Raw genomic sequence first — 17,322 nt, 5'->3', positions numbered from 1 at the left:
CTTGCGCATGGCCGATCTCGACCGAGCTGCCGCTGAAGGAACCCACCCGCCCAACCTCACCCACTGACCGCCGTGGGCATGCGCGGCGACCGCCGGGCATGGGCACTGTCTGTCCGGTCGATGGGGACTGGCCGCAAGCTGCTCGCTCATCTCGACCGTTGTTCGGCCGGGAACCCGCTTCCGCCGGGAAATCGCGTCAGGCCTGCCTTTCGAAGTCACGCAACGTGACAGGTCACCGGCGATGGACGAACGAGGTGCCCGGAGTTTGAGCCGCAATTGGCTGTCAATCCTTGCTGCGGTCGCCCCAGACCGGTGGCGCCTCTACACGATCACCGGAAGGTGACGACTATGACAAACATGCTCGAACGGCCCGCTCAGGGTCGTCGTGTCGGTCCGGAACCGATGTTGGCGGGAGAGAAGTCCCGCACGCAGCTTAATCTGGTCAGACTGTTCGCGATCGTGCCCCTGCTCGCGTTGGTCGCGGCCGTGCCGTTCGCGTGGGGTTGGGGGCTCGGCTGGGTCGACATCGGCCTCGCCGCGTTCTTCTACACCCTCACCTGTCTCGGGGTCACGGTCGGTTTTCACCGGTACTTCACCCACGGGGCCTTCAAGGCCAAGCGTGGTCTGCGGGTCGCGCTCGCCGTGGTGGGCAGCATGGCGATGCAGGGACCGGTCGTGGACTGGGTGGCCGACCACCGCCGCCACCACGCCTACGCCGACAAGGAGGGCGACCCGCACTCGCCGTGGCTGTTCGGCACCGGTCCGCTCGCCCTGGCCAAGGGGTTCTGGCACGCGCACATGGGCTGGATGTTCGAACGCGAGAAGACCAACGCCAAGCGGTTCGCCCCGGACCTGCTCGCCGACCGGGACATCCAGCGCGTCGATCGGCTTTTCCCGGTGCTGACCGTGGTCACCTTGTTGGCGCCGGCGGTGCTCGGCGGGCTGATCACGATGTCCTGGTGGGGTGCGGCCACCGCGTTCTTCTGGGCCAGTCTGGTCCGGGTCGCCCTGCTCCACCACGTGACCTGGTCGGTCAACTCCATCTGCCACATGATCGGCGACCGCCCGTTCGAGGCACGGGACAAGTCGGCGAACTTCTGGCCGCTGGCCATCGCCTCGATGGGCGAGTCGTGGCACAACTCCCACCACGCCGACCCGACCTGCGCCCGCCACGGTGTCCGCCGGGGCCAGATCGACATCTCGGCACGCCTCATCTGGGTGTTCGAGAAGCTCGGCTGGGTGTCGAAGGTTCGCTGGCCCAAGGCCGAACGTCTCGCGAGCAAAGTGAAGACCGCTACCGGAAACGCATGAGCGCGGGCCTGTAGGAGCACCGACATGGTCCTCACCCACCAGGACTGCGTCGCCACGGTCGAGGACATCCTCACCGGCAGTGGAGCCCGATCCGAGGTGGTGCCGCGAATCCGAGCACCCCGAGCCGCCCCAGGTGACCGGCGCCGTGCCAGCCCACCGCTGGGAAGGCGATGCCGGCAGCTCCATAGGGAAGACCACCAAGCCGCGACAGACCCTCGAAGCGCCACCGAGCTTGGGCGTGACACATCGATTCCGACCATCGGAGACAGGGTGGATTCAACTGGTCGTCGCAACACCCTGATCTCGGAGGTGTGCGGCGTGGTGACGGCGGACTGGAGCAAGAAGACCAGTGATGTTCCCGAGGGCTTGCGTCGGCAGTGGCGTGCTGATCGGGCACTTCGGCCGGCGATGCGCTCACCTGGCCGGCCGGACCCGTCACGGGTAGTGCAACGCCAGTTCTGGCGGCTGATCGCCACGGGGGTCACGACGGTGGAGGCATCGTTGGCGGTCGGCGTGTCGTGGCCGGTGGGTACCCGCTGGTTTCGTCACGCTGGCGGCATGCCGCCGATCTCGTTGGCTGAGCCTGCGGGCCGCTACCTGACATTCGAGGAGCGCGAGGAGATCGCGATCCTGCGTGCGAAGGGCGCCGGGGTGCGCCAGATCGCCCGCTCTTTGCAGCGAGACCCGAGTACGATCTCCCGTGAACTGCGCCGTAACGCTGCCACGCGCAGCGGGCGGCAGGACTACCGCGCGACGGTCGCTCAGTGGAAGGCCCAGCAGGCCGCCAAACGCCCGAAGGTCGCCAAGCTCGTCACCAACGACCGGCTGCGCGAGTACGTCCAGGAGCGTCTGGACGGCACTCTGCGAGGCGCTGACGGCACGGTCGTAGCAGGGCCGGGCGCAGCCGAGTGGAAAGGGCGCAAGATGAAGCCCCACCGAGCAGATCGGCATTGGGCGACCGCCTGGAGCCCGCAACAGATCAGCCACCGCATCCGGCTCGACTTCCCCGATGATGAGTCCATGCGGATCAGCCACGACGCGATCTACCAGGCGTTGTTCATTCAGGGACGCGGTGCCCTCAAGCGTGAACTCGTCGCGTGCTTGCGCACCGGACGCGCGCTGCGCGAGCCGCGAGCCAGGGCGCGAAACAAGCCTCAAGGGCACGTCACCGCCGACGTGGTCCTCTCTGAGCGCCCGGCCGAGGCCGCGGATCGTGCCGTGCCCGGGCACTGGGAAGGTGACCTGATCATCGGCACCGGACGGTCCGCGATCGGCACGCTCGTCGAGCGCGCGAGCCGTTCCACACTCCTGGTGCACCTGCCACGCCTGGAGGGTTGGGGCGAGAGGCCGCCGGTGAAGAACGGCCCCTCGCTCGGCGGCTACGGCGCCGTCGCGATGAACGCCGCGCTCACGGTGTCGATGACGCAACTGCCCGAGCAGCTACGAAAGACGCTCACCTGGGACCGCGGCAAGGAACTCTCCGGACACGCCCAGTTCGCGCTCGATACCGGGACCAAGGTGTACTTCGCCGACCCGCACACGCCCTGGCAACGACCGACGAACGAGAACACCAACGGGCTGCTACGCCAGTACTTCCCCAAGGGCACCGACCTCTCCCGCTGGTCCGCCGAAGACCTCGAAGCCGTCGCACTGGCGATCAACAACCGACCACGCAAGATCCTCCGCTGGAAGACACCCGCCGAAGTTTTCGAAGAGCAACTACGCTCACTCCAACAGCCAGGTGTTGCATCCACCGGTTGAACTCACCCAGATATGCTCATTTTCGTCATCGTCCTTCTCGCCGCCTGGCTCATCCTGTCGGTGGTCGGGTTCGCCATCGAAGGACTGCTGTGGCTCGGTCTCATCGGAGTCGTCCTGTTCGTAGGGACGGCGGCGATCGGCGCGGTCCGGCGCAAGTCTCTCCGCCGGTAACCGCGGTCGCAGGCCTCCCCGTCGTGAGGTTGGTCGGGGGCCCGCGCTGTCGCCCGGTGCGCGCCACCCAGAACGGCGCCGGGCCTCAACAACGACGCTGGCCGCCGCCATCCGGCGGTGGCGTGCCCCCGTCGGCGCGCCCATACTGCGTGAGTGGTCCGGACTGTGATCGCCCTGGTGGTGTCCATACTCCTGACCTTCTCCGGCTTGTCCGGCGGTGAGGCACAGGCCGAGCGGGTCTGCGATCCGGCGCTGCGTGCGGAACTGCTGGAGATGATGGCGGAGGACCAGTACGAGCAGTCCGAGGACTACACCGGCCCGTGGGACGGCCCGGAGCGCACCGACCGGCTGCGCGAGATCATCGCGAGGTACGGCTGGCCCACCTTCCGACTGGTCGGCAGGAACGGGGCCACCGCGGCATGGGTGATCGCGCAGCACTCCGACCACGATCCCGGTTTCCAGCAACGAGCGCTGACGCTGATGAGGGCGGCGGCCCGGGTCGGGCAGGCCGACCGGATCGAGCTGGCGTACCTCACCGACCGGGTTGCCGTGAACCACGGTCGCCCACAGGTTTACGGCACCCAGGTCACCTGCATCGACGACGAGCTGGGACCGGCGCCGCTCATCGATCCGGAGAACGTCGACCAGCGGCGGGCATCGGTCGGGCTCGGACCGCTCCAGGAGTACCTGGACAGTTTTCCCGACGGTTTCTGCGATCCGCCGCCCGACGAGGGCGAGGCGGGACAGTAGTCTCGCGCCCCCACACCGCCACGGCCCACCTTGAGCCGGCGGTGCGGTTGACTGACCTCACATGATCGTGACGCGGCGAGACCGTCTCGACCTTCGGTCTTCCTCGCGGTTTGTCCAGGGTGAAACGTTTCAAAGAGGTGTCGATGACCGCCCGACGAGGAGGTCGTCGCCGCGCGCTCCTGGATCTCCTCGCTGCGCGCCGCACTGCCGGCACAACTCGGACTCGCGGCCGGCATCAGCGCTCCGGCGCCGGCGGAGGATCTTCCCGCGGCGCGACAGGAAGCCGACGAGTGCCTGGCACTGCACGAGACCCGCGCCGCGGACAGCGGGCCACCGGCCTACGAGGAGTCCTGGAACCACATCCTGCTCCAGCGCCTCCGCAGCGCCGCACGATCAGGACGCGCTCCAGCACGAGGCCCGATCGCGGTGCTGCGTCGGCACGACGGCGAGAACGGCACCCAGTACATCCCCACCCTGCGAGCCTGGTTGCAAGCCCAAGGAGACCCCGCCGAGGCTGGCCAGCTGCTCGGCGTCCACGAGAACACCATCCGCTACCGCATCCGGCGGATGAGCGAACTCACCACCCTCGACCTCCACGACGGCGGCAAACGCGTCGCGATGACAATCGAGCTCGCCGCCCTCGACCCACCGTCCCGGAATCGCTGACGGTCGATCCCACTCGCACCTGACGCTGGTAGCCGTCAGCGGGGCGCGTTGTGTGGCCTGCTTGACGCACGGTGACAGGGTTAGGGCCATTCCGGTCTTGTTTCGCACTGTGCTTGAACCATCACTCCCTGTGCCTACAGTGAAGGGTAGGGAGGGGAGATGGGTACCTCGACGAACTGGCGCGGACCGCGCGGGGCCACCTGGAACGCCTTGCGGAAGAGTCTTGGCAGGTTGGCGGGAAGCCTCGCGGCCTTCGAGGAACGGCGGGCCACCACCCCCGAAGACATCCCGTCTCCCCGAGATCCGGGGTCGGACCGGCTGCCCGCGCAACTGGCGGAACCGCGAGCACACCGGTTTCGAGCCGCGCTCCAGCAGGAGCTGATGTCCCATCCCGAGGCCTTCGGAATCCGAGATGCCGCCCTGACGGGCGGCGCACGGTTGGTCGACACGCTTTCGGCGCTGATCGACGACGCGAACGCCTTCGGCCCACCACCACCGAGCTGGCAGGCATCACCATCTGACTGGTTCATGACGGTCTTCGTCGACAGGGTCGCGGGAGATGACAACAGGATCGCCACCGCCGTGGTCCGGCGTGCCGCGACAACTGCCGCTGAACGCCTGATCAGCGATCCCGGGAGCCCGACCAGATCAGAGCAGACAGCGGAGTCGCGCGGGCTCACGATGGAGCTGTTCTGCCTGGTCTACAGGTATTTCCTCGCGGATGTCGTCGCCGAGTTCGCCAAAGCGGTCATCGCCGAACAGGTCGTGCTCGCCGTCCCCGGCCTCCTCCTGGCCGATCCGGCGGGACGCATAGCGGAACTTGTCGGCGAGCAGGTCGCCGCGCTGATCCCCGACCCGTGTGAGCAGGCCGAGACGAAACACGACACCCGCCGGATCGACGAGTTCGCATCGGACGTCCTGCGAGACAACGTCGACCGAGCACTCGGTATCCCAACCGAGGAGATGTCATGAAAGAGCGGTGCTACGAGTTCACCTCCTACGGGCCACGACACCGCGGCGCGGACTGGATCGCCATATCCGAACGCGACTTCCGGGAACGGGAGACGCGCGTCGATCTCCTCACGCGGCTCGTCAGCACCGCGCCCCTGTGGTCGAGTGATCTGCTCCGCATCGCGCGGGCCGTCTTCCTCGTGGACAAGCGGTTCCTCCGCAGCGAGACAGCCGACAGGTGGACCAGGGTGATCCGCCTCTCCGTGCAGCTCAACGAGCCGGAAACCTGGACTCCCTCGGTACTCGAGACCCTCAACACCGTGCTGGCACAGCTGACCGGCGACCACTGGTCCGTCGAGGTTCATCCTGGTGCCACTGCCCAAACGCTGCTCGACGACGAGCCGGTCGGTGAGGTTGCCTTGTTCTCGGGCGGTCTCGACTCGACCGCGTACGCCGCACACGCCGTCAGGAACGCGACGACGCCTCTGCTCCTCATCTCCTTCGACGACGGCCTGCAGAGCCGTCAGCAAGAGATCCGTCGGTACGTGGAACAGATCAGCCGGCGCCCGGTCACCTCACAGCAACTGGCCCAGACAGTCCAGAGTGAACCAGGGGAGGACCTCGAACCGAGCAGCAGATCTCGTGGCTTCCTCTACCTCGCCGCTGCTGTGTGTTCCGCGGCGAGCCATCGACTCGAGCGCGTGTCGCTCCCCGAGAACGGGCAGCTCGCCGTCAACCCACCACTGACCCCCGGCCGTCTTGGTGCGCTCTCGACGCGATCCGCGCATCCGAACACGATCGCGCTCCTGAACCAGGTCATCCGCGGCGTCGGCGGCACCGTCAGGGTCACCAATCCGCTGCTCGACCGCACCAAGGGCGAAGTCTGCGCGCTGGCTCTGGAGTCCGGGCTCACCGCTGCCGCACTGGGCCGCACGATCAGTTGCGGGAACCCGAGGCGCACCAAGATGAAGGCGGACTTCAACTGCGGCTACTGCTATCCATGCCTGCTCCGGCGCGCCGGACTCCTCCAAGCGCTGGGCGAAGACCCGACCGAGTACCAGCACAACGTGGCTGACCTGCCGATCGACGACCGCAAGGCAAGGGACCTGACGGCTCTCGCGCAGTGGCTGAACAACCCGTTCGGCCTACGAGATGTCGTCGCGGACAGCCCCTACCCCGACGAAGTGCCTCCACCGGCAGTACTGCCAGTCCTCCTGCGGGGACGAACCGAGTTCTCGGCGATGCTCACCCGGGTGCTGCCCGCCGATCACCCGCTGCGGACAGCTTCGGCAGGATTGTTCGAGGGTGACGGCGCCGCCACACAAGCAGCAGCCTCCCGTGAGTCCGTCGGCCACCACGGCGGTGTGGCTTAGAAAGGGTGGCACCAACGTCGTCCTCGACGCGCTACAGCTACGCCGCCTGGCCCCACTCGCCGAAAACCAGTGGTCCTGCGCCCCCGACCGGCCCGAACAGGAAGGGCTCCAGGGCAGTGGTGCTGCCCCGGAGCGTGTCGTCGCGGGTAGCGGTCAGCTGGTCGCGAGTTCCTCCAGCAGGGGCGGGCGCGACGGGGTCCAGCCGAGTTCGGCGCGGGCCTTCGCGCTGGTCGCCACCTGGTCGAGCAGGAACGCCTCGACCATGACGCTCCAGTACTGCTGCGCGTCGGCGGGGTCCCAGTCCTGCGCGGTCGCGCCGACCTTGTCCGCCACCACCTTCGAGGCGTCCCGCACCTGAACGGGCTCGTCGACGGTGGCCAGGTACACCGAGCCGGCCGGGGCCTTCTCGACGGCCAGGGCGTACAGGTCACCCAGGTCGTCGGCGTGGACGACCGACCAGCGGTTCGAGCCGTCGCCGACGTGGCGGACCACCTTGCCGCCCTTGCCGTCGTCCTGTGGGCCCAGCAGCATCGGGATGTAGCCGCGGCCGCCGCCGTACACCAGGCCCGGGCGGATCCGGATCGTGTGCACGTCCTTCGCGTCGACCAGCTTCTTCTCCACGTCGGGGCGCCACGACACGACCATCGGCGGCGCGAACGGCGACTCCTCGGTGGCCGCGGTGTCACCGGTGTTGCCGTGCAGCCACAGACCGCTGGTGTAGACGAACGGCTTGCTGGTGCCGGCGAACGCGTCGAGGAAGGTGCTCACCACCGCGTAGTCCAGCTCGCCGGACCGCTCGTCGTTGCTCGAGGCGGCGTGGACGGCCGCGTCGACGTCCTTCGCCACCCCGGCCAGCGCGCCGGGCGCGAACAGGTCCGCGACCAGGGGCTCCACGCCCTCCGGCACGGGCCGACCCTCGGCCTTCACCGTGCCCACCACCGTATGACCACGCCGGACCAGCGCTCTCGCCACCGCGCCACCGATCGTCCCGGACAGGCCGGTCACCAGAACACGCATCAGGGGATCTCCTTTTCTATCATCGTTAGTATTCGACCGTAGCGCCATCCGTGGCCTAATGTCTACCGTTGTTAGAAAAGTGGGGAGGGCGTGTGCCACAGGAGGGCAAGCGGATCAAGGGCAGCGCCGGTGAACGTGCGCAGGCGCGGGACCGGCTGCGGGCCGAACTGCTGTCGGCGGCCCGTGCACTGGCGGACGAGTCGGCCGGGTTCGACAGCGTGACCGTGCGCTCGGTCGCTGATCGCGTCGGGTACACCGCCCCGATCGTGTACCAGTACTTCGCGAACAAGCGGGCGTTGCTGGTCGGACTGGTGGACGTGGGCTTCGCCGAGCTGGCTGACCGGCTCGGCCGGGCGCAGTGCCCGGAGGAGTACGCGCGGCTGGGTGGTCCGCTGCTCGCGGTCGCCACCGCCTACTGGGAGTTCGCGGCAGAGAATCCGCACCTCTACCGGCTGATGCACACCCTGCCGGACGTGCCGTTCGGCACGCCGGAGGCGCCCGCCGCCGCCCGTGAGTGCTTCGGCGTGCTCAAGGCCGCGGCCGACCTGGGCGCACCGGACCATCCAGCGGCGAAGTTCGATGGCGACGCCGTCGCCGACCTGCTGTGGGCGCACCTGCACGGCCTGGTGAGCCTCGCGCTGGACGGCCGGATCAAGGGCGGTCCGGGACGGGCGCGGGATTTGCTCCGCGACCTGACGATTTCCTTCGCCGGGATCCCGATGCCGGTGGAATGAAGCGCTCCAGCATGAGGTCGAGGCGTTGGTGGTGCACGTCGGCACGGAGCCGATCGCTGCGGCCGAGGGTGACCAGCCCGTGTAGCGCGCTCCAGAGGACCTCGGTGTAGGTCTCCGTGTCGTGGTCCGGTGCCAGCTCGGCCACCACCTCGCCCAGCTCGGCGAACGCTGCCCGCAGTGGCTCCGGCGTGTCCGGGGCACCGAAGGCGAGATCGGTCGACAGCACGAACATCGCGTCGTAGAGCGCGGGCTGGCGCAGGGCGAAGTCGTGGTACGCGTACGCCATGCGCCGCAGGGCCTCGGCCGGGTCCGGCCGGCGCACGACCCGAAGCACCTCGGCCAGTTCGTCGAACCCCTGAAGCGCGACCGCCCGCACGATGGCGTCCTTGCCCGAGAAATGGCTGTAGAGCACGGGTTGGCTGTACTCGATACGTTCGGCGAGGCGACGCGTGGTGACCGCGTCCCACCCTTCAGCCTCCGCCACCTCACGCGCCGTGTCGATGATCATTTGGTGTCGGGCGGCTCGTTCGCGCTCGCGCCGCTCCTGTGCGGTCATGATCGATCCCTAGCAACACTAGGTCTAGCCATGACCAGGATGCTAGCATTGCTAGAAAGGGGGCTGAACATGAAGACACGCAAGCTGGGCAGCCATGGGCTCGTCGTCTCCGCGCAGGGACTCGGCTGCATGGGAATGAGCGTCGCGTACGGACCCGCCGACAAGCAGGAGTCGATCGCGACCATCCGGCGCGCGCTGGAACTCGGCGTGCTGATGCTGGACACGGCCGACATGTACGGCCCGCACCACAACGAGCGGCTCATCGCGACCGCGCTCGCCGGCCGCAGGGACGACATCGTGCTGGCGTCGAAGTTCGGCAACGAGATCGACGACGACGGCAACATCACCTGGCGGATCAACGGGCGGCCGGAGTACGTGCGCAGGGCCGTCGACGGCACGCTGCGCCGGCTCGGGACCGACCACCTCGACCTCTACTACCAGCACCGGGTCGACGTCGAGGTGCCGGTCGAGGAGACGTTCGGCGCGCTGGCCGAGCTGGTCGCCGCCGGCAAGGTTCGGTATCTCGGCATCTCCGAGGCGGGCGCGGACACCATCCGCCGTGCGCACGCCGTCCACCCGCTGACCGCCGTGCAGACCGAGTACTCGCTGTTCACCCGCGAGATCGAGGACAACGGCGTGCTGGACACCGTGCGTGAGCTCGGCATCGGGTTCGTCGCCTACAGCCCGCTGGGCCGGGGTTTCCTCTCCGGGGCCATCCGCAGCGTCGACGACTTCGCGCCGAACGACTTCCGCAGGGTCGCCCCGCGGTTCCAGGGCGAGAACTTCGCGAAGAACCTCGCCGTGGTGGACAAGGTGCGGGAGATCGCGGAGCGCAGGAACGTCACCCCGGCGCAGCTCGCGCTCGCGTGGGTGCACGCCCAGGGGCACGACATCGTGACAATACCCGGCACCACCAACCGAAAGCACCTGGAGCAGAACGTGGCCGCCGCCGGGATCGAGCTGACGGAGTCCGAACTGGACGCCATCGAGCGGATCGCACCGAGCGGCTTCGCCTCCGGAGACCGCTATCCAGCGCCCGCGATGGCGCATCTCGACCTGTGAGGGGCGCATGGGCAACCCGTACCTCGAAGGAAACTTCGCGCCGGTCCGGCAGGAGCACACGGTTACCGAACTGGCGGTGACCGGCACCCTGCCACCGCAGCTGGACGGACGGTACGTCCGCAACGGTCCCAACCCGATGAGCGAGCTGGACCCGGACACCTACCACTGGTTCATGGGTGACGGCATGGTGCACGGCGTGCGCCTGCGGGACGGCAGGGCGGAGTGGTACCGCAATCGCTGGGTCCGCACGTCGTCTGCGACGACCGGCGGCGAGGTGCGCCACCGCGCGGGCATCGAGTTGTTCGGCGCCAACACGAACGTCATCGGCCACGGCGGCAGGACGCTCGCGCTCATCGAAGGCGGGATGGCCAACTACGAGCTGGACGAGGAGCTCGAGACGGTCGGGCCGTGCGACTTCGACGGCACGCTGCCCGGCGGGTACACCGCGCACCCGTGGCGTGACCCGGACACCGGCGAGCTGCACGCGATCACGCACTTCTTCGGTCGGGGCGACATCGTGCAGTACTCGGTGATCGGCACCGACGGGCGGGCGCGCCGCATCGTGGACATCCCGATCAAGGGCGTGCCGATGATGCACGACTTCGCCCTGACCTCGAAATACGTCGTGCTGTTCGACCTGCCGGTCACGTTCGACCCGAAGCAGGCGGCGGCCATGACCATGCCGCGCCCGCTGCGGTACCCCACCCAGCTGGTCCTCTCGGCGCTCATCGGCCGGGTCCGGGTACCCGACCCCATCACCGCGATGATCGGCAAACGCATGCACCCCAACGACCGCCTGCCCGCGCGCTGGAACCCGAAGCACCCGGCGCGGATCGGGCTGATGCCCCGCGAGGGCACGGCCGAGGACCTCCGCTGGTTCGACGTCGAACCGTGTTATGTCTTCCACCCGCTCAACGCCTACGACGAGAACGAAACGGTCGTGCTGGACGTGGTGCGGCATCCGCGGATGTTCGTCACCGACCGCAACGGGCCGAACGAGGGCCCCGCGACACTCGACCGCTGGACGATCGACCTGAACGCGGGCAAGGTCCGGGAGTCCCGGATGGATGACCACTCGCAGGAGTTCCCCCGCATCGACGAACGCCTGCTGGGGAGGCGGAACCGGTACGGCTACACGATGGAAGCCGTCGGCGGGGGCAGCCCGGCCTCCTCTGTGCTGAAGCACGACCTCGTGCGTGGCACCACCGTCGCCACGTCGTTGGGCAGGGACAGGCAGGCCAGCGAGTTCGTGTTCGTGCCGAACGCCGACGACGCGGCCGAGGACGACGGCGTGCTGATGGGCTACGCGTACGACCTGCCCAGCGGCCGGAGCGACCTGGTGCTGCTGGACGCAGGGACCATGGAGACCGTGGCGGCGGTACATCTGCCGGACCGCGTGCCGAACGGCTTCCATGGAAACTGGATTCCCACGGAGTGAGTGTCCGAGAAAGGCCCTGACCGAACCACCGGTCAGGGCCTTTGTCGTGTTCCTCTCACGGCAGGAAGAGCTGGGCGCACAATGCCAGCAGCGCCGTCATCTGGATGCCGACCCGCAGGTTGATCACGCTGTCCCAACGGGCCTGAAGGTCCCGGGCCGACGGGAGCGCCTCGCCGGCCAGCGCGGCGTCGCTGAACTTCTTGTTCACCGGCTTGGCGACGGTCAGGTAGATCAGCATCCACGCGGCCAGCGCGACGACCGCGACGCCGCCCGCGATGGTCGCCTCCGTGCGGCCCGCGATCGCCGCGGCGATCACACTCAGCAACGCGGTCGTCATGCCGAAACCGCCAGGAATCGGGAGGCGGCGATCCCCGTAGTAGTGCACGTAGCCGACGAGATGGGTCAGTGCACCCTCGTCCAGGTGACGCAACGAGGTACGCCAGACGATCGCCGCGAACGTGTCGGTCCCGTAGGTCACGGCGCATCCGACGATTGCCAGGGTAGCCAGTGCGATGCTCAGGTTGTCCACGTTTCTCCTCCTCCAAAAATTGCTCTGGGCAAGGGATATACCCCTGGCCTTGCGCCGAACTGGTCGTGCCGGCAGGACGGGTCAAGGTGCGGTCAAGGTTTTCTCCCTACCGCTCGGAAATCCTGTGCACACGGGATTTCGCAGCACACCGGGAGGCGGTATGGCCAGAGGGGTCCACCGCGTGTTGATCGCAGGCGGCGGCATCGGCGGGTTGTCCGCGGCACTCGCACTGCGGCGCCGCGGAATCGACGCCGCCGTGCTCGAGAGCTCGACGCAGCTGCGGGACGGTGGCGCCGGCCTGCACATCTGGAGCAACGGGATGATCGGGCTCGACCGCCTCGGCGTCGCCGACGAGGTGCTGCGCACCGCGCCGGCGCAGGAGGTCTGCGAGTTCCGCACGTCCCGGGGTGACCTGCTCGGCGCGTGGCCGGTAGGCGCGTTCGTCGAGCGGTACGGCCAACCGACGGTCGCCGTCGGACGGTCGGAGCTGCATCGCGTGCTCCGGGAGGCGTTGGGTGACGCCGAGGTCCGCACCGGCGCGGAGGTCGTCGGGTACCACCAGGACAGCACCGGCGTGGTGGTCGAGCTCGCGGACGGCACCAGCGAGCGCGGTGACGTGCTCATCGGTGCGGACGGGGTGCATTCCGCCGTCCGACGAACCCTCCTCGGTGCCGATCCGCCGCGGTTCACCGGCTACATCGCGTGGCGCGGGCAGGCGAGCGTCGGGCCGGAAACCGTGTCCCCAGGCACGTTCTGCGCCTACTTCGGCCACGGCACCCGCTTCACCTACTACGACATCGCGCCGGGCGTCGTGTACTGGATGAGCGTCGCGAACGGCGCCCCGGGCCAGCAGGACGGGCCTGGCGTCATCGACATGCTGCGCCGTCGCCACCACGACTGGCCCGGCCCGGTACGGGAGCTGATCGAGAACACCGAGGAGAGCGGCATCCTCCGGCACGACGTGATCGACCGCGCACCCGTTGACACGTGGGGTGAAGGACGGGTGACGATGCTCGGCGACGCCGCGCACCCGATCACGTTCAACATCGGCCAGGGCGCGTGCCAGGCCATCGAGGACGCCTTGGTGCTGGCGGAGAAGCTCGACGGAGCACTGGACCCGATCACGGCGCTGAGGTCCTACGAGGCCGAGCGGATTCCCCGCACCGCCGGCATGCAACGCGTGGCGTGGCGGATCGGGCGCATGGGCGCGCTCGAGAACCCGGTCGCGATCTGGCTGCGGGAGAAGTTCATGAAGGCGGTCTGGAACCGGGTCGCCTTCCGGGTGGCCGAGAAGGACCAGGTCGCCTACGCCACGCGCTGGCGGGTGCCGGCCGGCTGACGAAAGGGGAACAGATGACCAAGAGCGTGGAAGAGGACGGCCACTTCTTCTCGGCGTGGGCGGACGAGTGGTGGAGCGAGCACTCCACGATGAATCCGCTGAAGTCGTTCAACCCGCTGCGGTTCGCCTACTTCGATCCCTACGTGACGGAGGGCTGGCAGGGCACACGCGTGCTCGACGTGGGCTGCGGTGGCGGGTACACCACCGAGTTCCTCCACGCCCGCGGCTCGGTCGTGTCCGGCGTGGACCCGTCGGTGAAGCTCATCGACGCCGCCCGCCAGCATGCCGAGGCAACCGGCAAGGAGATCGACTACCAGGTCGGCGCCGCGGAGGAGCTGCCGTACCCGGACAACACGTTCGACGTGGTGACCTGTGTCGATGTGCTCGAGCACGTGCGCAGCCCGGCGACCTCGGTCACCGAGATCCACCGGGTGCTCAAGCCGGGCGGCCGGTTCCTGTACGACACGATCAACCGTACGTTCCGCTCCAGGATCGTGATGATCTGGTTGCCGGAACGGATCCTGGGCATCGTGCCGAAGGGCGCGCACGACTGGAAGGACTTCATCACTCCGGCCGAGATGGACACGTACCTGCGCGCGGCCGGCTTCACGCCGACCGGCGAGGGCAAGGGCATCGCCATCCGCGGCCAGAACAAGGACGGCAGCCTGAAGGCGAAGCTGACCAGGGACATGTCGTCGCTGTACCTGGGAGTCGCCCGCAAGTAGCGGGGGAGTGCCGTCGACGTCCGCGACCGACGGAACCCGGAGATGCCAGTGCCCGCCCGGATCGGCTGCCGGGCGGGCACTTTTCTCGTTACCGTTCCCAGCCGTGGCCCAGCTCGGCCGCCGCGTCCTGCCACGGGTCGCGGCCGTGGACCTCGACCAGCTCGTGGCGCAACCACTGGTCGAACGGGGCTGTCGACGAGGTGAGGGTCTTCGCCGCCCTGCCGGGGTCCGGCGCCTCGAGGTGGTACACGGCCAGCGCGGGTGCGCCCGGCACCAACCACATTCGCTCTCGGGAGATCTCCGCGGCCCTGCGGGACGCCTCGTAGTCGACTGCTCGCGTGCCGATCTCCTGCTGTACCCGTCGCCACTGGTCCACCCGTCCGGGCAGCACCGGCAGGGTCCGCACAGCCGGCACGTGGGTGGTGCGGACCCTACCTCGACCGGGTCGAGCGGACCGGCCGATCCCCAGCTGGGCCAACATGTTCGAGTCGACGCCGATACCCCAGCGCTCGGCGATCAGCCCGTCCTGCAGCCGCCACACGACGATGCCCTTCGAACTGATCCTTCTGCCCGTCGGGGCAATGCCGAGGAACTCGCCGTCGTGGGTGCCGCGCCACGTGTTGTGGATGACCACGTGGTCGGCATGGGCACTCATGTCCTCGATGGTCACCGTGAGGTCGGGAAAACCCCGGCGTAGTCCCGCGATCGTGTACTTGACGCCCGCCAACCCGTCCGGGGCACCGGGCAGTGGCTGGTGGTCGACCATGTCGTCCCGGTAGATCTCGTCGACGACCGAGAAGTCGCCCTTGTTCACGAACTCGTCGAAGACCCGCCGGATGATGGCCTTGTTCTCTTCGGTGCTCACACGCGCTCCCCTGTGGTCCAATCCTGCGAACCACAGTGTCGGTGGCCGTTCTTGAACGGACCTTGACCGCGTGTCACGCGTGGATCTTCACTGGCTCCCCGCACACCGTCGACGCGTAGAGCCGGTGCAGCTTGGGCAGCACGTACCGCAGGTCGCCGGCCTCCGGATGGCTCGCGATGCCCAGCAGATGGCAGTCCAGCAGCCGTTCGACCGACTCCTCCGCGTCGTGCTCGTTCACCTGCAGTGCCCGTGCGGCGGACCGCACCGAGAACTCGTCGTCAAGGTGGGACGTGGCGAGCCCGAGGAACAGCCGCTGGGTGGCGTGGTCGAGCGCGTGAAACGTCCGACCGATCTTCATCCGCACGTCGTGCGTGCCGTCGGTCAGCTCGCCGAGCAGCCGGTCGTCGTCACGCAGCCGGTTCAGCAGCCGCGCCACCGACCAGTGCTGCCGTGTCATCAGCTTGCCGCCGATGATGCGCAGGACCAGCGGTGAACCCTCGCACAGCGCGAGCAGCTCCCGCGTGGCCTGCGGGTCTGCGTTCATGCGTGCCGGACCGATCATCTGCCGGAGGAACGCCGAGGCCTCGTCCACCGGCATCGGGGCGAGGCGGATCACCGGCACGCCCGCCGGCACCGGAGGGCGGACCTGGCAGGACACGATCACCGCGCACTGCCCTGTTCCCGGCAGCAGCGGCGCGACCTGCGGCTCGTCCACCGCGTTGTCGAGTACGACCAGCATCCGGGCGTTGGCCAGCCGCGCCCGGTACAGCTCGGCCCGCTCGACGAAGCTCGCGGGGATGTCGGTCGTCCCGAGCGCACGGAGGAAGCGCTCCAGCACCACGGTGGGCTCTGCCGGGGGGAGGCCGGTGCCGTCGAGGTCGGCGAACAGCTGCCCGTCGGGGAAGTACTTCCGCAGTCGGTAGGACGCGTGCACGGCCAGGGTGGTCTTCCCGATGCCGGCAGGCCCGTACAGCACGGCGACCGACGGGGACAGCGGTGTGTCGCTCGGGGTCAGAGCCTCCGCCAGGAGCGACATCTCGGCGCCGCGGCCGGTGAAGTCGGGCAGGTCGATGGGCAGGAGGTTCACCGACTGGGCCCCGGGCCGGCTCACCGTGGTCACCTGGACCGGGGTCGCCGCCACCTCCTGCTCCGGCTCAACCTGTTGGTTCACCGACGCTCGGCCCTGCAGGATGTCGCGGTGCACCTCCTGGAGCGACGGGGCGGGGTCGGTGCCCATGTCGTCGGCCAGCTGACGCCGCGTGCCCTCGAAGACCTGGAGAGCCTCTGCGCTGCGGCCGTCCGCGTGCAGGGCGAGCATCAGGTGTGCGACGAGAGGCTCGGAGAAAGGACTGTCGAACACGGCCTGGCGCAGCTGGTCGATGACCCTGCGGGGACGGCCGAGGCGGATCTCGACGTCCGCCCACTCGACCAGCGCCTCGTGCCGCAACTGCTGCAGGCCGTGGCGCATCGCGGCGGCCCAGCGTCCGTCGACTCCGGCCAACGGCACCCCGCGCCATAGCCCGTTGGCCTCCCGCAACAGCGTGCTGCGCTGCTCGTCGGCGTCGGACTCGAGTTTCCTGGCGCGTTCGAGCAGACCACGGAACCGGTAGAGGTCCACGTTGTCCGGTGCGGTCTGTAGGCAGTACCCGCCGAACATGCGCTTGAGCTGGGGAGGGTCCGCGCAGTCACCGGCGGCACAGGACAGCTTGCGGCGCAGCCTGGCGACGTAGGTGTACACGACGTTGCGCACGTCGACCGGGGGGTTTTCGTCCCACACGCGGTCGACCAGCACGTCGAGCGGTACCGGCTGCTCGAGGTTCACGAGCAGGGCGGCCAGAATCGTCCGCTGCTTCGCCGGTCCTAAATCAATCACCTCACCTTTCAACCGTAATTCAACCGGCCCCAGCACGCTGAACAACATCAGTGTTCCCCCATAGCAAACCTCTGTACGCAGAATATGCAGCGGCCTCGCATATTTGTTTGGTCGGCTCTACGGCGCCTTTGCCTGTTGCCCGTCAGTCAGCGCGTCTCACGGCGCGACCAAGCAGCGGAGTCCGTCGCGACAACCTCCCCA

The 17,322-nt window shown here is 68.5% G+C and carries 17 protein-coding genes; 12 read left to right on the top strand and 5 right to left on the bottom strand.

Annotation, left to right across the window (positions count from 1 at the left end):
- Positions 1–348 precede the first annotated feature (348 nt).
- From BU204_RS24350 to BU204_RS24325, 7 genes are all read left to right on the top strand, one after another.
- A complete protein-coding gene (locus tag BU204_RS24350) occupies positions 349–1,311 on the top strand; it encodes an acyl-CoA desaturase (protein WP_233160558.1) in 963 nt (320 codons plus the stop codon).
- Positions 1,312–1,719: 408 nt separating this feature from the next.
- A complete protein-coding gene (locus tag BU204_RS24345; RefSeq protein WP_456297887.1) occupies positions 1,720–3,072 on the top strand; it encodes an IS30 family transposase in 1,353 nt (450 codons plus the stop codon).
- A gap of 12 nt (positions 3,073–3,084) precedes the next feature.
- Positions 3,085–3,243: a hypothetical protein gene (locus BU204_RS40865; protein ID WP_198942983.1), complete on the top strand. Its 159-nt coding sequence runs from the start codon at positions 3,085–3,087 to the stop codon at positions 3,241–3,243.
- Between the two features lie 153 nt (positions 3,244–3,396).
- Positions 3,397–3,993 carry a DUF6624 domain-containing protein gene (locus tag BU204_RS24340; protein ID WP_198942982.1) on the top strand — a complete coding sequence of 199 codons (597 nt, stop codon included), beginning with the start codon at positions 3,397–3,399 and terminating at the stop codon, positions 3,991–3,993.
- 426 nt (positions 3,994–4,419) lie between these two features.
- Complete coding sequence (locus BU204_RS41475) at positions 4,420–4,659, top strand: helix-turn-helix domain-containing protein (protein ID WP_075128056.1); 240 nt, start codon at positions 4,420–4,422, stop codon at positions 4,657–4,659.
- Positions 4,660–4,818: 159 nt separating this feature from the next.
- Complete coding sequence (locus tag BU204_RS24330) at positions 4,819–5,631, top strand: hypothetical protein (protein ID WP_143229691.1); 813 nt, start codon at positions 4,819–4,821, stop codon at positions 5,629–5,631.
- A complete protein-coding gene (locus BU204_RS24325; RefSeq protein WP_075128054.1) occupies positions 5,628–6,983 on the top strand; it encodes a 7-cyano-7-deazaguanine synthase in 1,356 nt (451 codons plus the stop codon). Before BU204_RS24330 ends, BU204_RS24325 begins: the two co-directional genes overlap by 4 nt.
- Before the next feature lie 153 nt (positions 6,984–7,136).
- On the opposite strand, the gene BU204_RS24320 is transcribed toward BU204_RS24325, so the two are convergent.
- Positions 7,137–8,000 carry an NAD-dependent epimerase/dehydratase family protein gene (locus BU204_RS24320; RefSeq protein WP_075128053.1) on the bottom strand — a complete coding sequence of 288 codons (864 nt, stop codon included), beginning with the start codon at positions 7,998–8,000 and terminating at the stop codon, positions 7,137–7,139.
- A gap of 92 nt (positions 8,001–8,092) precedes the next feature.
- On the opposite strand from BU204_RS24320, the gene BU204_RS24315 reads away from it, so the two are divergent.
- Entirely contained in the window at positions 8,093–8,734 is a 642-nt protein-coding gene (locus BU204_RS24315) for a TetR/AcrR family transcriptional regulator (protein WP_075128052.1), read from the top strand.
- Here BU204_RS24315 and BU204_RS24310 read toward each other — a convergent pair.
- Positions 8,652–9,290, bottom strand: a complete 639-nt coding sequence (locus BU204_RS24310; RefSeq protein WP_075128051.1) for a TetR/AcrR family transcriptional regulator — start codon at positions 9,288–9,290, stop codon at positions 8,652–8,654. The two genes, BU204_RS24315 and BU204_RS24310, sit on opposite strands and share 83 nt — an antisense overlap.
- A gap of 69 nt (positions 9,291–9,359) precedes the next feature.
- Between BU204_RS24310 and BU204_RS24305 the strand changes: the two genes are divergently transcribed.
- Both BU204_RS24305 and BU204_RS24300 read left to right on the top strand, forming a co-directional pair.
- Positions 9,360–10,352: an aldo/keto reductase gene (locus BU204_RS24305; protein WP_075128050.1), complete on the top strand. Its 993-nt coding sequence runs from the start codon at positions 9,360–9,362 to the stop codon at positions 10,350–10,352.
- A gap of 7 nt (positions 10,353–10,359) precedes the next feature.
- Entirely contained in the window at positions 10,360–11,790 is a 1,431-nt protein-coding gene (locus BU204_RS24300) for a carotenoid oxygenase family protein (RefSeq protein WP_075128049.1), read from the top strand.
- 55 nt (positions 11,791–11,845) lie between these two features.
- Here the strand turns inward: BU204_RS24300 and BU204_RS24295 are convergent, their stop codons facing one another.
- Positions 11,846–12,319 carry a hypothetical protein gene (locus tag BU204_RS24295; protein ID WP_075128048.1) on the bottom strand — a complete coding sequence of 158 codons (474 nt, stop codon included), beginning with the start codon at positions 12,317–12,319 and terminating at the stop codon, positions 11,846–11,848.
- Between the two features lie 160 nt (positions 12,320–12,479).
- Between BU204_RS24295 and BU204_RS24290 the strand changes: the two genes are divergently transcribed.
- A complete protein-coding gene (locus BU204_RS24290; protein ID WP_075128047.1) occupies positions 12,480–13,658 on the top strand; it encodes an FAD-dependent monooxygenase in 1,179 nt (392 codons plus the stop codon).
- Between the two features lie 14 nt (positions 13,659–13,672).
- Positions 13,673–14,383, top strand: coding sequence for a bifunctional 2-polyprenyl-6-hydroxyphenol methylase/3-demethylubiquinol 3-O-methyltransferase UbiG (ubiG, locus tag BU204_RS24285; protein WP_075128046.1), 711 nt, complete (start codon positions 13,673–13,675; stop codon positions 14,381–14,383).
- Positions 14,384–14,471: 88 nt separating this feature from the next.
- Here the strand turns inward: ubiG and BU204_RS24280 are convergent, their stop codons facing one another.
- Both BU204_RS24280 and BU204_RS24275 read right to left on the bottom strand, forming a co-directional pair.
- Positions 14,472–15,248, bottom strand: a complete 777-nt coding sequence (locus BU204_RS24280) for an ester cyclase (protein WP_198942981.1) — start codon at positions 15,246–15,248, stop codon at positions 14,472–14,474.
- Between the two features lie 73 nt (positions 15,249–15,321).
- The gene (locus BU204_RS24275) at positions 15,322–17,121 is read right to left on the bottom strand and encodes an AfsR/SARP family transcriptional regulator (RefSeq protein ID WP_075128044.1); all 1,800 of its coding nucleotides are present in this window, start codon (positions 17,119–17,121) and stop codon (positions 15,322–15,324) included.
- Between the last annotated feature and the right edge of the window lie 201 nt (positions 17,122–17,322).

This window comes from Actinophytocola xanthii (assembly GCF_001921205.1).
GTDB lineage: Bacteria > Actinomycetota > Actinomycetes > Mycobacteriales > Pseudonocardiaceae > Actinophytocola > Actinophytocola xanthii.
The sequence above is the reverse complement of the archived record's forward strand: the minus strand, read 5'-3'. Positions and strand labels throughout refer to the sequence as shown.

Coding starts and splice junctions, on each gene's coding strand:
- BU204_RS24330 (WP_143229691.1), top strand. CDS start 4,819: ATGGGTACCTCGACGAACTGGCGCGGACCGCGCGGGGCCACCTGGAAC.
- BU204_RS24325 (WP_075128054.1), top strand. CDS start 5,628: ATGAAAGAGCGGTGCTACGAGTTCACCTCCTACGGGCCACGACACCGC.
- BU204_RS24290 (WP_075128047.1), top strand. CDS start 12,480: ATGGCCAGAGGGGTCCACCGCGTGTTGATCGCAGGCGGCGGCATCGGC.
- BU204_RS24345 (WP_456297887.1), top strand. CDS start 1,720: ATGCGCTCACCTGGCCGGCCGGACCCGTCACGGGTAGTGCAACGCCAG.
- ubiG (WP_075128046.1), top strand. CDS start 13,673: ATGACCAAGAGCGTGGAAGAGGACGGCCACTTCTTCTCGGCGTGGGCG.
- BU204_RS24305 (WP_075128050.1), top strand. CDS start 9,360: ATGAAGACACGCAAGCTGGGCAGCCATGGGCTCGTCGTCTCCGCGCAG.
- BU204_RS40865 (WP_198942983.1), top strand. CDS start 3,085: ATGCTCATTTTCGTCATCGTCCTTCTCGCCGCCTGGCTCATCCTGTCG.
- BU204_RS24310 (WP_075128051.1), bottom strand. CDS start 9,290: ATGACCGCACAGGAGCGGCGCGAGCGCGAACGAGCCGCCCGACACCAA.
- BU204_RS24300 (WP_075128049.1), top strand. CDS start 10,360: ATGGGCAACCCGTACCTCGAAGGAAACTTCGCGCCGGTCCGGCAGGAG.
- BU204_RS24320 (WP_075128053.1), bottom strand. CDS start 8,000: ATGCGTGTTCTGGTGACCGGCCTGTCCGGGACGATCGGTGGCGCGGTG.
- BU204_RS24350 (WP_233160558.1), top strand. CDS start 349: ATGACAAACATGCTCGAACGGCCCGCTCAGGGTCGTCGTGTCGGTCCG.